Below are 15,251 nucleotides of genomic sequence, written 5' to 3'. Positions count from 1 at the left end.
TCGGACGGAGGGTCCGGGCTGTTTCGGCCGGCTACGGGTGTGCGGTCACCACGGTTTCCGGTAGCCGGTGGTCAGTTTGTCGCCGCGATGGCGCCACTTGGGCTCGCTGTCGACGGTCTTGGCCGTGATGCCGCGCAGCCGGCGGACGACGCTGCCGTACGCGGCGCTGGCGGTGCTGGAGACCTTGGCGCCGGGCGGCTCGTCCATGAACGGCATGAAGTTGTCGGGGAAACCGGGCATGGTGCAGGCGATACAGATACCGCCGACGTTCGGGCAGCCGCCGATGCCGTCCATCCAGCCCCGTTTGGGCACATTGCATTTGACCACGGGACCCCAGCATCCGAGCTTCACGGAACACTTGGGCGAGTCGTAGGTGGTCGCGAACTGGCCCTGTTCGTAGTAGCCGGCCCGGTCGCAGCCCTCGTGCACGGTGCTCCCGAAGAGCCAGGTCGGCCGCAGCTGTTCATCCAGCGGGATCATCGGGGCCGCACCCACCGCCTGGTAGAGCAGATAGACCAGCGTCTCCGAGAAGTTGTCCGGCTTGATCGGGCAGCCGGGCACACACACGATCGGGATCCCGGCCTTGGACGTCCAGTCCCAGCCCAGGTAGTCGGGCACCCCCATGGCGCCGGTGGGGTTGCCGGCCATCGCATGGATGCCGCCGTACGTGGCACAGGTGCCGATCGCGACCACGGCGAGCGCCTTGGGGGCGAGCCGGTCGATCCACTCACTGGTGGTGATCGGCTGGCCGGTCTCGGGGTTGTCGCCGAAGCCGCACCAGTAGCCTTCCGGCTTGATCGACTCGTTGGGGATGGATCCCTCGATGACCAGCACAAAGGGATCGATCTCGCCGCGTTCGCCCTTGAAGAACCACTCGATGAAGGTGTCCGCGCCCTGGACCGGACCGGATTCGAAATCGATCAGCGGCCAGTGGACGGCGACCTTGGGCAGCCCCGGCAGCACACTGAGCGCGATCTCCTCGATGCTCGGCTGGGTCGCGGCGGTGAGCGACACGGAGTCGCCGTCGCAACTCAGGCCGGCATTGATCCAGAGAATGTGGATCGGGGACTCGTCCTCGGCGGACGGCTTTCCGTTCGCTGCGGCCTTGGGGGCCACGCTCGATGCTGCAGACATGGGGATGTCTCCTAGGCAGATATGCAACGAAAGCACTTATTCAAGGCTTCCATCCACCTTGGTAACACCGATCCCCAGGGCCGGGGCGGTCACTGGGGGCCGTTGCAGTGACGCCTCACCCGGGTACCCGATCCGACGGGCGAAAGCGCCGCGGCCCGGACGCGGCACGCCCCCGGCGGGTGGCCGGGGGCGTGTCGTCGTGGCGGTGTCCGTCGTCTCGTCGTGGCGGTGTCCGTCGTCGAGAGGACGGTCCGCGGACCGGTTCGTCAGCCCAGGGACCCGGCCTCCACCGCGGTCACATCGAAGCGTCCGCCGCACACCCGCAGTCCGCGGCTGCTGGTGGTCATCGACTCCTTGGAGCCGGGCGGGTAGGCGTAGACGATCTGCGAGTTGGCCCAGCACGGGGTGTCCGAGAAACCCTCGTTGAGGGTGTGCAGCAGGGCGTGTGCGCTCTGTCCCGGCTGGAGCCGGACGGCGCCGCCGGCGCCGCCCTCGCGGGTGGCGGGCTTGCCGACCTGCGAGCCGTCGCGGTTGATCAGCGAGACCCCGGGGAAGCCGCGCAGCGTACAGGCCTTCTTGCCCTTGTTCGTGAAGACGAGGGGGTAGCGGATATTGCCCGCACCGATGTCGGAGGCGCCCAGGCGCAGCGACATGGTGGCCGCGGTGCAGCGGTCCGACGCCGTCATCGCCGAGCCGTGCGGCGGTGCGGCGCTCGGGGCGCCGTTCGTCGCCTTGCTCCCGGAGCCGGCCGTCGCCGCATTCGCCGACGGCCGCTCGCCGGCGGCGGAGGACTGCTGCTTCACGCCGGACGGCGCCTTGCCGCTGCCGGACGACTGCGCGCCGTTGCCGCTTCCCGCGTCGGACGTGGCGCGTGCGGCGGCCGACGAGGGGCGGGACGCGGCGCCGGTCCCGTCCTGGCAGGCGGTGAGCGTGAGCGCCGCGACGGCGATCAGCGATCCGGCGGCGACACGACGGCCGCGGCCGAGTGTCTTGATGGTGAGCGACATAAGTGTCCCCCTCGTCTGGTAGGTGCGAGCTCTCGTATGGGTGCGCGGTCCGTCCGTTGCTCTTCCAGCGTGGCTCCGGTCACTGCCGGTCCGCTAACGAGGCACTAACACACCACTAACGAGCCGGCGCGTGCGACACGCCGATGACCCAGGAACCTCTTTGACCAGCCGGGATTCCGGCGCGTGGCTCAGGCTCGCAGAAAATTCCCGAGTTGCGGATGCGGCACCGCCAGGTTCGGCCGTTCCGCCGACCGAAACCGACCGCACCAGCGGTCCCGACAGACCCACCGACCCCAGTGGATCCACGGGTCCCGGGCCTGCCGGCACGGTGCCCCGCCGCCTACCTTCCGCGCCCCTGATCGGCGCCGATGTTCGGCGGGTCGGGGACCGGGTTGCCGTAGTAGTCACGGTCGCCGCCGCCCGGGACCCGTACGCCCGCGCCCAGGGCCGGGGAGCCGGCGCGCAGCCGTACATCGTCGGGGGCGACGAACCGCGGGTCGGCACATACGGCGCCGGTGTCGCCACCGGGAATCCCGGAAATACGGGCGTAGAGGTTGTGGTCGTAGGTGTTGTGCGGGTCGGCGATCGGCGAGCCGGCCGCGGCGCCGGCGAAGATGTGGTCGCGGAAGGTGACACCACCAGGCCCGTTGCTGCTGACCATGGCCGCGCCCGGGACGCTGGTGGTGACGGTGTTGTTGTGCACCAGCGTGTGGGTCGCGGGGCCGCAGACGACCGAAATGACGCCACAGGGCGCGGAGGTGTTGCGGTCATTGACGCTGACGTTGTAGCGGACGGTGTTGCGGTCCGACACCATCCCCTCGCCGTTGCAGATCAGCAGGAATCCGCCCTCGTTGTCGTGGCAGTAGTTGTACTGGTAAACGTTGCCGTTGTTACCGCCGTCGATGTCGTAAGCCATCGAGTCCCGGGTGCCATGACCGCCGGTCACCTCGTTGAACCGGTACAGCACCCGGTCGGAGTTCCAGGCCCAGATGCCGGCGTTGTAGCCGCCGGAGCGGGTGTTGAAGCCGTCGACGAGATTGTGCTCCACCCGCGCGCCGACGGCGGTCTGTACGACGATCCCGTCGCCGCCGACATCGCGCACGGTGTTGTGGTGCAGCGAAAGACCGGTGATCGGCGCGAAGGAGGTACCGGGCCCGTTCGGATGCTCGGGCCGCCGGCCCCAGGTCGACGAGGTGTCGATGCCCGTACGGTCGGTGTGCGCCACGCTGCCGTAGGCGCCCGCGGAGAGCGGCACGCCGGCCGTACCGGAGCGGCGGGTGCGAACGCGCCGGTACAGGTGGTGCCGCGCTTGAAGAGGATCCGGTTCGCCGGGCCGGTAGGCCGCCGCGCTCGCCTTCGTGAGCGTGCGCCAGGCGGTCGCGGGGCCGGTGCCCGGGGCCGTGTCGGAGCCCGCGGCGCAGTCCACGTAGTACGTGGCCGCGGCGCCGCGCCCCTGCGCCGATGCGGCACCCGCGGGTACCGCCTGCGCCTGGGGCGCGACGAGTGCCGCGAGGGCGGTCAGGGCGGCGACGGTCACTCTGCGCCGTAGCCTTGCGGTGAATTGTGGGGCAGGGATCATCGCTCCCGTCGTCGGGCCGGGGCGCGGCGAGTCGGGCGGCGCGGAGGGTGAGGTGGTGCCGCCCGGGGCGGCGGATGCGTGAAACATCCGCCGCCCCGGGCCGCCACCGGCGGGCGGGCCCTGGTGACTAGCCGCTGTCCCGGTCCAGGCTCGCGCGGTTGACGGCCGAGAGCACGGCCCGTACCGAGGCCGTCAGGACGGAGGTGTCCTGGCCCGCGCCCCAGTAGGTGGCACCGCCGATGCGGCACCGGACGTAGGCGATGGCGGCGCTGTCCGGGCCGGAGGTGAGGGCGTGCTCGGCGTAGGTGACGATGTCGACGGGGTGCCCGGTCGCGGCCAGCGCGTCGGCGAACGCGGCGAGCGGCCCGTTGCCGGAGCCTTCGAAGCGTCCCCGGCCCGCCTCACCCTCGCCACCGTCCAGCTCGCAGCTGACCCGGTGCTCGCCCGGCGCGGGCTCGGTGGTGTGCCAGGAGACGAGCCGCAGCGGACCGTCCTCGCCGGGGGCGAGATACGTACGCCGGAACAGCTCCCACAGATCCTTCGGTGTGGCCTCCTGCCCGCTGTCGTCCGTGGCGAGCTGCACCGTGCGGGAGAAGTCGGGGCGCAGGTCCCGCGGCAGGTCCAGGCCGTGGTGCAGTTGCAGGAGATGCGCGATACCGCCCTTGCCCGACTGGCTGTTGACGCGGATGACCGCCTCGTAGGTGCAGCCGAGATCGGCGGGGTCGACCGGCAGATACGGCACCGTCCAGGGCGCGTCGGACGCCGGGACGCCCAGGCCGGCGGCGCGCCGGGCATGGTGGGCGAGCCCCTTGCTGATGGCGTCCTGGTGGGTGCCGGAGAAGGCGGTGTGCACCAGCTCACCGGCGTAGGGGTGGCGGGGGTGGACAGGGAGCCGGATGCAGTCCTCCACCGTGCGGCGGACGGTGTCGATGGCGGAGAAGTCGATCATCGGGTCGACGCCCTGGGTGTGCAGATTGAGGGCGAGGGTGACCAGGTCGACATTGCCGGTGCGCTCCCCGTTGCCGAACAGACAGCCCTCCACACGCTGCGCCCCGGCCAGCACGGCGAGTTCCGCACAGGCCACCCCGGTGCCACGGTCGTTGTGCGGATGCACGGAGAGGATGACCGCATCCCGGCGCGCCAGGTGACGGTGCATGTACTCGATCTGGTCGGCGTACACATTGGGCGTGGCGATCTCGACGGTGGCCGGCAGATTGTGGGTCACCGGGCGGTCCGGCGACGCGTCCCACAGGGCCGTCAACCGGTCGCAGATCTCCAGGACGAGATCGGGCTCGGTGAGATTGAAGACCTCGGGCGAGAATTGGAACCGGATGTCGGCCCCGGGCCGGGCGTCGGCCAGTTGGGCCATATACGTCGCGGCGTCGCGGACCAGGTCGCACACCTCCGCCCGGCTCCGGCCGAGGACCACCTCGCGCCAGGTGGGTGCGGTGGGTGTGTAGAGGTGCACGACAGTACGCGGCAGCCCCTCGATGGCGGCGAAGGTCCGCTCGATCAGCTCGCGGCGGGCCGGGGTGAAGACCACGACCGTCACATCGTCCGGCACGGCGCCGCTCTCGGCCAGATGACGGACGAAGTCGAAGTCGGTGCGGCTCGCCGAGGGGTAGGCGACCTCGATCTCCTTGAAGCCCATCGCGACGAGCAGATCGAACATCCGGCGCTTACGGGGGGTGTCCATCGGCTCGGCCAGCGCCTGGTTGCCGTCGCGCAGATCGACCGGCACCCACAGCGGGGCCCGCGTCATCCGGGCGGCGGGCCAGGCGCGTTCGATACGCGGTACTTCGACGCGGTCGTGCGCGGGCCGGTACCGATGCGAGGGCATCGCGCTGCCGCGCTGCGGATTCCACGCCGGTGCGTCGGGCGGTACCGGTCCGGCGGGCGTACGGAGGGTGGGGAAGGCGAGCGTGGCGCCGCGCGGGGCGGCGGAGACGGTGGGTTCGGGGCTGGGCATCGCAATCCTTCAGGAGCCGGAGGGAGACCGGCAGCACCGAACCCCGCGGCGGGGTGCCGGTCGCGTCAGGCCCCGCCACGGCGCCCGAGAAGGAGACCACGCAGCTTCATGGCGGGTACCCTAGCCATGGACCAACTCCTCAGACAAGCTGAGAACCTGAGATCTCGGCACCCGAGACATAAGCGCCCGGGACCGAGCACCTGAACCGAGAGGTGACGCGGGATGTCGCTCGACGCGCTCCGCCCCAGCCCCCTGGTCGAACAGGCCGCCCAGCGACTGCGCGACCAGATCACCGGCGGGCACTGGCCGGTGGGCACCAAGCTCCCCGGTGAAACCACCCTGGCCAAGACGCTCGGCGTCGGCCGCTCGACCGTGCGCGAAGCCGTACGGGCCCTGGCCGGCGCGGGGTTGGTACAGCCACGCCAGGGCGCCGGCGTCTTCGTGATCGCCACCGAGCCCGCCGAGGACTGGCCCACCCGTCTGCGCCGCGCGGCCGTCGCCGATGTCTACGAGGTCCGCGCGATGGTCGAGGTACAGGCCGCCCGTCTGGCCGCCGCCCGGCGTACCGACGCCGATGTCGCGGCCATGCGGTCCGCTCTGGAGGGACGGCGCACGGCCGCTGCCGGAAGCGACGACGCGGCGTTCGTGGACGCGGATATCGCGCTGCACGCGACCGTGGTCGACGCCGCGCACAATCCCGTACTGACCGATCTGTTCACCGAGTTCGCGCCGGCGCTGCGGCAGGGCCTGATCGACCTCGTGGAGCTGCTGGGACTTCGCGGCCAGGACCCCCAGCACGGCGATGCCCGTCATGCGGCCCTGATCGAGGCCGTCGCCGACGGGGACGGGGAGGCGGCGAGCCGGACACTACGGGCCGAATTCGACGAGACGGCAAGGCAGTTGGCGAAGGACTGAGGGCAGCCGCGCCGCGCCCCGCTTCCCTCCCCCGCTGACCTACGGGGGAGGGAGCGGGCCGTACGTCAGCCCGTGGCGGCGGGCGGCTGGGCGAGGTCCAGGTCGAGGATCTCGTCGGCGCCGCCCGTCAGGGATATCGGGGCGCCGTGGGGCGGGTAGCCGGCCGCTGTGAGGGTGTAGTGGCTGCCGCTCAGGTCGGAGAAGGCGAAGGCGCCGTCCGCGCCGGTGACGATGTGCCCGGTGACCGTGCCGTCCTCGACGAGGGTGACGGCGGCATCGGCCAGTGGGCGGCCGTTCGGACCTCGTACCGTGCCGTGGACGGTCGCGGTCGGTTGCAGCCGGGCGTCCTGCCGCTCCGGCGCGGCGCCGGACAGTTCGACGGCACGGGCCTGCGGCTGGTGGCCGGGGGCGCTGAGGACCAGGGTGTAGCTGCCGGGCGACAGCCGGCCGACGTCCCAACTCCCCTCTGCGCCCGATGTCGTACGGGTCACCACGTCGCCGCCGGCATCGGTGACCACGACGCTCCCGCCGGCCAGCGGGGCGCCTTCCCTGCCGCCGAGCAGGATGCCGCCGAGCCGCCCGGAGCCGGCGAGTATCAGATCGAGCTCGGCCGGGGCGCCCTCGCCGCGGTAGGTGGCGGAAGCGGCGTACGGGGCGTGGCCGGGCGCGGCGCCCGTGAGGACGTAGGTGCCGGCAGCCGGAGCGCCGAGCGCATAGCGGCCGTCGGCGCCGGCCGTGGTGACGCCGGCCTGGCGCCCCTGCCGGTCGATCAGGGTGACGCTCGCGCCCGGGACCGGCGCGCCGGACGCGTCCACGACGCGGCCCCGGAATCCGCCGCGTTCGGCCCGTTCGGGCAGTGTGCGCACGGTCGGCTCAGTGGCCGCCGCCGCGAGCCGCTCCACGCCCTCCGGGTCTCCCCCGCCTCGTGCGCCGGGCACGCCGACCGCGCCGTCCGCCTCCTCCGCACCGTCCGTGCTCTGCGCGACCAGGGTCGGACGGGATGCCTTCCGCTGCGACGGCAGGAAGGACGCCAGGGCGGCGCCGACGAGGACCGAGGCCGTGGCGATCAGGAAGGCGACCCGGAAACCGGCCATCGTGGGCACCGTGACCGGGCCCGCGCTCGTGGACATATGGGCCAGCACCATGCCGATCACGGCGCTGGAAACCGAGGTGCCGATCGAGCGCATCAGGGTGTTCAGACCGTTGGCAGCGCCGGTCTCGGACGGGTCGACGGCGCCGATGATCAATGCGGGCAACGACGAGTAGGCGAGACCGATACCGGCACCGAGGACCACCGCGATGATGACGGTCTGCCAAGGGGCGCTCATCAGGCCGATGCCGGCGCCGTAGCCGAGCGCGATGACCAGCATGCCCAGCAGCAGCGACGCCTTGGGGCCGCGCCGTGCCGCGATCCGCGCGTACAGCGGGGCGACCAACATCATCGTCAGGCCCAGCGGCGCCACGCACAGACCGGCCACCACCATCGACTGGCCCAGGCCGTAGCCGGTCGACTTGGGCAGCTGCAGCAGTTGCGGCAGCACCAGCGAGACCGCGTAGAACGCCACTCCGACGGTGATCGACGCGAGGTTGGTCAGCAGCACCTCGCGGCGGGCGGAGGTCCGCAGATCGACCAGCGGATCGGCGATGCGCAGCTCCATCACGCCCCACAGCAGCAGGATCAGGGCCGCGATGCCGAACAGGCCGAGGGTGGTGGGTGAACCCCAGCCCCAGTCGCTGCCCTTGGTGATGGGCAGCAGCAGCGCCACCAGCCCGGCGGACAGCCCGATGGCGCCCACCACGTCGAAGCGACCCGGGGCGCGTACCGCGGTCTCCGGTACGACGAGGAGGGTGAGCAGCATCGACAGCACACCGAGCCCGGCGGCGCCGAAGAACAGGGTGTGCCAGTTGGCGTGTTGGGCCACCAGGGCCGCGGCCGGCAGCGCGAGCCCGCCGCCGACGCCGATGGAGGAGCTCATCAGCCCCATGGCCGACCCGAGCCGTTCGCGCGGCAGCTCGTCGCGCATGATGCCGATGCCGAGCGGGATGGCTCCCATGGCGAAGCCCTGTAGCGCCCGGCCGACGATCATGGTGAGCAGGTCGCTGGTGAATCCGCAGATCAGCGAGCCGACGACCATGACCGCCAGGCTGGTCAGCAGCATCCTGCGCTTGCCGTAGAGGTCGCCGAGGCGCCCCATGATGGGCGTCGAGACGGCACCCGCGAGGAGGGTGGCCGTCATCACCCAAGTGGCATTGCTGGGCGCCGTGTTGAGCAGCACCGGCAGGTCCTTGATGACCGGCACGAGCAGCGTCTGCATCACCGCGACGACGATGCCGGAGAAGGCGAGAACCGGAACGATGCCGCGGGTTCTACGGCGCCCGACCACAGCCGGGTCGGGCACCGTTGGCGCGGCGGCGGTGGTCGCCGCCCTTCCGGGTAGCTGGTCCGTCGTCGTCCGGGTCATGCGTGCGGCCTCCAGGGCGGCAGAGGTGAACGGGTGTCGTCGGGGGGCCGGCAGAGCAGCGGCGAGCGGCAGGCGTGGGGGATCTCGGGCGTCTTCTACGGGCGTCGTCTTGGGGCGTCGTCTTGGGGCGTCGTCTTGGGGCGTCGTCTTGGGGCGTCGTCTACGGACGTCGGCACAGCCGAGCCGTTGATACGTGCATGCCGAACGTTTTTTCTCGGAGCCCTATTCCGCCGCGCAGGGCGGCATCCCACAACAACGGTGGTGATCTGCCTCACGCTTACTGCCGACCGCCGCACCCCGTCAACCGTCGAGAGGCGCCGCGGATCCTCCGCGACGCCTCTGCCGTACACGACGTGACCCGTGCACCTCTCTACGATCAACACCGTCTGCGCGGTATGTTTTTACAGCGTTTAATATCCCAAATATTCCGCATCACCCAGTTCGGGCTCAGCCACTCCGACCCGGCGAGTCTCACTTCAGAGCAACATCGGTGTCGGCATTCACATCGGCGTCGGCCTCGGCCTCCGCCAGCACCTTCCCCTGCAGAGCGGTATCGAGTTTCGCACCACGCTCCGGGTCCAGGTTGAGCTTGGCGAGGATGGCCGGGACCGCAACGCTGGGGAGGGTGTGCTCGAAGAAGACCGTCAACCTGTAACAGAGATCCGCCTGATTGGTCAGCGCGTGGGACATCATCTGGAGCCCGGCGAATGCGCCGACAAACAGCTCGGCGGTCTCGTGTACGACAATGCTCTCCAGGACTTCGCCGCGCTCTTTCGCCTCGGTCAGCAGGCCCTCGACGAACCGGGTCCACGACAGCATCGACCGCTTACGATCAAGGCGGTTGGAGCCCTGCTCGACCGCCAGCCGCGCCGCACCGCGCTGGATCGGATCACTGCGCAGCCGGAACGCCAGCACCTGACCCGCGTCGACGAATTCCTGCAGCTTGATCTTCTGCGGTTCCACCGCAATGTCGACCACATGCTCCTCGAGCACCGCGAGCGCGAGCTGCTCCTTGGAGGCGAAGTGGAAGTACAAGGCGCCCTTCGTCACGCCGGCGCGTTCCAGAACTTCGGCGATGGTCGCGCGGTCGTAGCCTTGATCGTCGAAAACCGACGCGGCCGCCTCCAAGATCACTCGCCGGGTCCGGATCGCGCGGTCCTGTTGTGCCACAGGACGCCTCCTGTCTTTCGAAGTTTTCAAGTTCCGCAACAGTTAGCTACAGCTCAAGTCGCCGCTAGATCAGCTACTTACTCCTTTTCGTCGACCTGGCATTGAAAATAAAACCGGATGGTACGTATCTTAACAGCGATGGACCTCATCCCGTAGAGACGCCTGGGGGCAGTCATGAGCGACACGATGCACGTCAGCGGCACGGTACAACCCAGGGCTCCACATCAACTGCGCCTGAGTCGGAGCCAGCGCTCCACACCGCGGACCCGTCCCAGCGCCCGTGTCCCCCGCGAGTTCGTGCACCGTCCCCTCGTCGACGACATTCTGGTCACCTCATGGCGCAGGCGGGACGACTCCCACTTCTCGCTGACCGCCCAGTGGCCGCACGATCATGGGTACTTCATCCCCAACCACGGCCGCCACCATCTCATTCTCACCGGCGAGACCATTCGCCAGGCGGGGCTGCTGCTCTGCCACACCGAACTCGGCGTACCGGTCGGCCACCACTTCATCCTCGGCGACCTCGTCTACACAACGCACCCCGAGCATCTGGCCGTTGGCAGCGGGCCCACGCCGCTGACCATCGACGTCACATGCAGCAAGATGCGGATGCGGGCCGGCACCATGACCAGCGGCCGGTTCGACATGACCATCCGTAAGGGTGGACGCATCGTGGCGACGGGTCACTCCAACGTCACCGTCGCCTCTCCCGCCGTCTACCGCCGGATCCGCGGCGAGCGGCTGACCGCACGGCGCACCCTCGGCCCGCTGCCCACGTCCGTTCCGCCCCGGCTGACCGGCAGCCTCTCCGACAGCGATGTCCTGCTCGCCCCCACCGACCGGCCCGACCGCTGGCTGCTGCGCATCGCGCCCGGCCACGCCGCGGTCGTGAACCCGGCGAACGACCACGTTCCCGGCATGGTGCTGCTCGACGCGGCACAGCAGGCCGCCCGTGTCCTGACCGCGCCCGATGCCTTTGTGCCGTACGCCTTCGGTACCGAATTCCGCCGCTACGCCGAGCACGCCACTCCGTGCGTGATCGAGGCCCGCCGGGTGCCGTCGGCGCTGCCCTGCACCACGACGGTCCAGGTCACCGGCTCCCAGGACGGCGAGCCGGTGTTCGTCTCCACACTGACGGCGCTGGACCCACGCCCCTGAGCGAACAGCTCACGGATGCGTCCTGGGCACCACCCCGACGGGCAGCAACAGCCCACACTTCACCGGAAGTCGCGCGGTACGGAGCACTCGTACCACCCCGCCGACAGCCGGCTCAGGAACCTGGCCCGGACAGCCGTGTGCTCGCCGGCCGGCCTGAAGACATCGCCACCGATCACGGCGGAAGCACGCACACCACGGGCAAACGGAAGGCCTACACATCATGGGTGACCTCAAAGGGAAGACCGCGCTGGTGACGGGATCCAGCCGGGGCATCGGCCGAGCCATCGCCCAGCGCCTCGCCCAGGACGGCGCGCTGGTCGCCGTCCACTACGGCAGCAATGACCTCGCGGCCAAGGAAACGGCCGAGGGCATCGGAAGCGCCGGCGGCCAGGCCTTCATAATCGGCGCGGAACTGGGGATTCCCGGTGATGCCGAAGCCCTCTTCGCCGCCTTCGACGCCGAACTCGCCGCGTACGGCGCGGAACCCGGCCTCGACATTCTCGTCAACAACGCAGCGCTCAACTTTCCCGGGCACCTGGATGACGTGACTCCCGAGGAGTTCGACCGCACCATCGCGGTCAACACCAAGGCCCCGTTCTTCATCGCCCAGCACGGTCTGCGCCGGATGCGTGACGGCGGACGCATCATCAACATCTCGTCGGCGGTGACGAGTACGGCGCTCCCGTCGCAGATCGCCTACAGCGTCTCCAAGGGCGGGATGGACACCCTCACGCTCACCCTCGCCAAGGAGGTCGGCGAGCGCGGGGTCACGGTGAACACCATCGCACCCGGCTGGGTCGAGACCGAGGTGACCGCGGCGCGGAGGGCGACGCCCGAGGGGCGGGCCGCGCTGGCGGCCTATTCGGTGTTCAACCGGATCGGGCAGCCCGCGGACATCGCGGACGTCGCCGCGTTCCTCGCGTCGGACGACTCCCGCTGGATCACCGGCCAGCGCTTCGATGTCACCGGCGGCTCCATGCTCTGAGCCCGTTGCGCACTTCCCCGGGCCCGGGTCGGTGGCAGGGCGTCTTCAGGCCTCGTGGAAGACCAGGCCCAGGGAGTGCCGGTGGCCCGAGCGGACGGTGCTGACACCGTGGCGTACGGGCCCTGCCGACCAGCCGCGGGTGGAGCGTACGGGGCGGTCGTGGGTGGTGAAGATCAGGCCGTGGCCCTGTGGCAGGACGGTGGTGGTGCCGCGGGACTGGGCGCGCGGCCGCTGCTCGACGAGGAGGAATTCCCCGCCCGTGTAGTCGGTGCCCTGCTCGTCCAGGCCGACGACGACCTGGAGGGGGAAGACCATCTCCCCGAAGAGGTCGCGGTGCAACGCGTTCCAGTCGCCCGCCCCGTAACGCAGCAGAATCTGGGAGGGCTTGGTCTGCCCGGCTTTGTGGCACAGGGTGAGCCACTCCCCCAGCGTGTCCGGCCAGGGCGCCGGCCTGCCGAGCCGGTCCGCCCAGTCGCGGGCGATCTTCAGCAGATGCGGGTAGAACGCCTCGCGCAGGGCCTGGACCGGCTCGGGCAGCGGATCGGCGAAGTAGCGGTACTGGCCCGAGCCGAAGCGGTGCCGTGCCATGTCGATGGTCGAACGGAAGCGCTCGGCCTCGTCGTACAGCGCGATCAGCGCACGGCAGTCCGCCGGGGCGAGCAGCCGTGGGGTCAACGCGCAGCCCACGGTGTCGAGTTCCCCGGCCAGAGCCGTCCAGTCGGCGGCCGCGACGCGCTTGGTGGTCGTGGTGGTCATGACGTGCTCCAGCAGTGCGTCGGGCGGGGGCGGCTCACGGGGATCGGAGGCGGCGCCGGGCGGGATCAGGCCGCGTCCGGTACGGCGCCCTCAAGGCCGAGGAGCTGCCGTTTGCGTTCCGGCCCGCCCGCGTAACCCGAGAGCGACCCGTCCGCGGCGATCACACGGTGGCAGGGCCGGACGACGAGCAGCGGGTTGGCGCCGATCGCCGTTCCGATCGCGCGCACCGCACCGCGCGCCGCACCGATGTCGGCGGCGATCCGCCCGTACGTGGTCGTGGTGCCGTACGGAATGGCCTCCAGGGCCTGCCACACGCGCTGCTGGAAGTCCGTGCCCCGGGTGCTCGCGTACTCGATGCTGAAGCGGGTCAGCTTGCCGTCGAAGTACGCATGGAGCTGCTGGACGATCTCGGTGAACGCGGCCGGGTCGTACGTCCAGCCGTCCTGGACGGTCGCCCCGCCCTTCTGACCGGGCAGGGACAGCGAGGCGAGTGCGGTACCGCCCGGCGCGGTGGCCGACTCCTCGCCGACCAGCAGAAGTTCACCCAACGGGCTGTCGAGGGTGGCGTAGAGCGTCATGGGCCTGTTCTTTCGGTGGTGTGAGGGCGGGTGGTGGTGCGGGGGGCCGAGGCGTTGCGGGCCGACACGTTCCAGAAGTGGTGCATCGCGTACGAGCGCCAGGGGCGCCAGGCCTGCGCGTGCGCCTTCAGCACGGCCGTCGAGGCCCCGGCCCGACGCACACCGGCCAGTACGGCCGCATCGCCGGACAGCAGCACATCGGGGTCCCCGAGCGCTCGCATCCGGATGTAGCCGGCGGTCCACGGGCCGATGCCGCGCAGGCCGAGGAGCGCGCGCTCGGTCTCGTCACGGTCGGCTCCGGCGTCCAAGGTGACTGCCCCGCCGGCGAGTGCGGCGCTGAGGGTGCGCAGGGTCGTACGCCGCGACTCGGGCATGCCGAGTTCCGCTAGCGAGGCCTGCGCCAGGTCATCAGCGCGAGGAAAGAGATGGGTGAGCGCGCCGGACGGCTCCGGCAGCGGCTCTCCGTAGGCGGTGACCAGGGCGCCGCCGAGCGTGCGGCCGGCGGCCACCGATACCTGCTGGCCGAGTACGGCGCGGACGGCGAGCTCGTGCGGGGCGGGTGCGCCCGGCGAGCGCAGCCCGGGGCGCTCGGCCACCAGCCGCGCGAGTACCGGGTCCGCACCGAGCCGTTCGGCGACCGCGTACGGATCGGCGTCCAGGTCGAAGAGGCGGCGCACCCGCTGGCCGGCGGTGGTGAGATCGCGCAGCTCGGTGAGGTGCAGCCGGCAGTCCAGCCAGCCGTCGCCGGGCGGCTCGTCGACCTCGGCGATGCCGGGTCCGTGCGGCAGTCGCAGGGTGCGCCGGTAGGTGCGGGCGCCCGGTTCCCCGGTGACGTCCTCGATACCGGTGAGCGCACGCCGCTGGAGGTGGTCGAAGATCTCCCGCGCGGCGTACGGGCCGCGGAAGGCCAGCCGCAGCGGCAGGACGCCGGGCGTGGCGGGCGGGGCCACCGGTCCGAATCGGGCTCCCTTCCCGGGGCGGGCGGCGCGCAGCTCGCTCGGGGTGAGCGCGTAGATCTCCTTGATGGTGTCGTTGAACTGCCGCACGCTGGCGAAGCCGGCCGCGAAGGCGATCTCGGCCGCCCGCAGGCCGGTGGTCTGCAGCAGGACCCGGGCGGTGTGGGCACGCTGTGCCCGCGCCAGTGCCACGGGTCCGGCGCCCACCTCGGCGTTCAGCTGCCGCTGCACCTGCCGGGCGCTGTAGCCGAGCCGGTCGGCCAGCCCGGAGACTCCTTCCCGGTCGACCACGCCATCGCCGATCAGCCGCATGGCCCGGCCGACGACATCGGCGCGGGCATTCCACTCGGCGGACCCTGGCACGGCATCGGGCCGGCAGCGGCGGCAGGCACGGAAACCGTTGCCCTGAGCGGCCGCGGAGGTCGGGAAGAAGGTGACATTCCGGCGTCGCGGAGTGGTGGCGGGGCAGCTCGGCCGGCAGTAGATCCCGGTCGTGGACACGGCGAAGAAGAACGCGCCGTCAAACCTGGCGTCCCGGCTGCGCACCGCCTCGTATCTGCTGTCCTGGTTCGTCACAAGGTC

General features: G+C 70.9%; 12 protein-coding genes. 3 read left to right on the top strand and 9 right to left on the bottom strand.

From position 1 onward, the window contains the following. Window positions 1–45: 45 nt before the first annotated feature. The 4 genes from KI385_RS40015 to leuA form a co-directional block, all read right to left on the bottom strand. Window positions 46–1,134, bottom strand: coding sequence for an NADH-quinone oxidoreductase subunit B family protein (locus KI385_RS40015; protein WP_238576903.1), 1,089 nt, complete (start codon window positions 1,132–1,134; stop codon window positions 46–48). A gap of 266 nt (window positions 1,135–1,400) precedes the next feature. Beyond that, window positions 1,401–2,141 (bottom strand): DUF4232 domain-containing protein, encoded by a 741-nt coding sequence (locus KI385_RS40010; RefSeq protein WP_238576902.1) that lies wholly within the window; start codon window positions 2,139–2,141, stop codon window positions 1,401–1,403. Window positions 2,142–2,481: 340 nt separating this feature from the next. Then, window positions 2,482–3,678: a right-handed parallel beta-helix repeat-containing protein gene (locus tag KI385_RS40005; protein WP_238576901.1), complete on the bottom strand. Its 1,197-nt coding sequence runs from the start codon at window positions 3,676–3,678 to the stop codon at window positions 2,482–2,484. A gap of 169 nt (window positions 3,679–3,847) precedes the next feature. Beyond that, window positions 3,848–5,689 carry a 2-isopropylmalate synthase gene (gene leuA / locus KI385_RS40000; RefSeq protein ID WP_238576900.1) on the bottom strand — a complete coding sequence of 614 codons (1,842 nt, stop codon included), beginning with the start codon at window positions 5,687–5,689 and terminating at the stop codon, window positions 3,848–3,850. A 222-nt stretch (window positions 5,690–5,911) separates the two neighbouring features. Here leuA and KI385_RS39995 point away from each other — a divergent pair, with 222 nt between their 5' ends. Next, entirely contained in the window at window positions 5,912–6,604 is a 693-nt protein-coding gene (locus KI385_RS39995) for a FadR/GntR family transcriptional regulator (RefSeq protein ID WP_238576899.1), read from the top strand. A 65-nt stretch (window positions 6,605–6,669) separates the two neighbouring features. Here the strand turns inward: KI385_RS39995 and KI385_RS39990 are convergent, their stop codons facing one another. Then, the gene (locus KI385_RS39990; RefSeq protein WP_238576898.1) at window positions 6,670–9,066 is read right to left on the bottom strand and encodes an MFS transporter; all 2,397 of its coding nucleotides are present in this window, start codon (window positions 9,064–9,066) and stop codon (window positions 6,670–6,672) included. 471 nt (window positions 9,067–9,537) lie between these two features. Beyond that, window positions 9,538–10,236, bottom strand: coding sequence for a ScbR family autoregulator-binding transcription factor (locus KI385_RS39985; protein ID WP_238576897.1), 699 nt, complete (start codon window positions 10,234–10,236; stop codon window positions 9,538–9,540). A 174-nt stretch (window positions 10,237–10,410) separates the two neighbouring features. Between KI385_RS39985 and KI385_RS39980 the strand changes: the two genes are divergently transcribed. Both KI385_RS39980 and KI385_RS39975 read left to right on the top strand, forming a co-directional pair. Then, a complete protein-coding gene (locus KI385_RS39980; protein WP_281066951.1) occupies window positions 10,411–11,394 on the top strand; it encodes a ScbA/BarX family gamma-butyrolactone biosynthesis protein in 984 nt (327 codons plus the stop codon). Window positions 11,395–11,614: 220 nt separating this feature from the next. Then, entirely contained in the window at window positions 11,615–12,379 is a 765-nt protein-coding gene (locus tag KI385_RS39975) for an SDR family NAD(P)-dependent oxidoreductase (protein ID WP_238576895.1), read from the top strand. A 45-nt stretch (window positions 12,380–12,424) separates the two neighbouring features. Here the strand turns inward: KI385_RS39975 and KI385_RS39970 are convergent, their stop codons facing one another. The 3 genes from KI385_RS39970 to KI385_RS39960 all read right to left on the bottom strand — a co-directional run bounded on the left by KI385_RS39970 (window position 12,425) and on the right by KI385_RS39960 (window position 15,245). After that, window positions 12,425–13,135, bottom strand: coding sequence for a 2OG-Fe(II) oxygenase (locus KI385_RS39970; protein ID WP_238576894.1), 711 nt, complete (start codon window positions 13,133–13,135; stop codon window positions 12,425–12,427). Between the two features lie 65 nt (window positions 13,136–13,200). Next, window positions 13,201–13,713 (bottom strand): methylated-DNA--[protein]-cysteine S-methyltransferase, encoded by a 513-nt coding sequence (locus KI385_RS39965; protein ID WP_128503936.1) that lies wholly within the window; start codon window positions 13,711–13,713, stop codon window positions 13,201–13,203. Further along, on the bottom strand, window positions 13,710–15,245 hold the full coding sequence (locus KI385_RS39960) for an AlkA N-terminal domain-containing protein (RefSeq protein WP_238576893.1): 1,536 nt from the start codon (window positions 15,243–15,245) through the stop codon (window positions 13,710–13,712). Before KI385_RS39960 ends, KI385_RS39965 begins: the two co-directional genes overlap by 4 nt. Window positions 15,246–15,251: the final 6 nt, after the last annotated feature.

The sequence above is a fragment of the Streptomyces inhibens genome (assembly GCF_022221585.1).
GTDB lineage: Bacteria > Actinomycetota > Actinomycetes > Streptomycetales > Streptomycetaceae > Streptomyces > Streptomyces inhibens.
The sequence above is the reverse complement of the archived record's forward strand: the minus strand, read 5'-3'. Positions and strand labels throughout refer to the sequence as shown.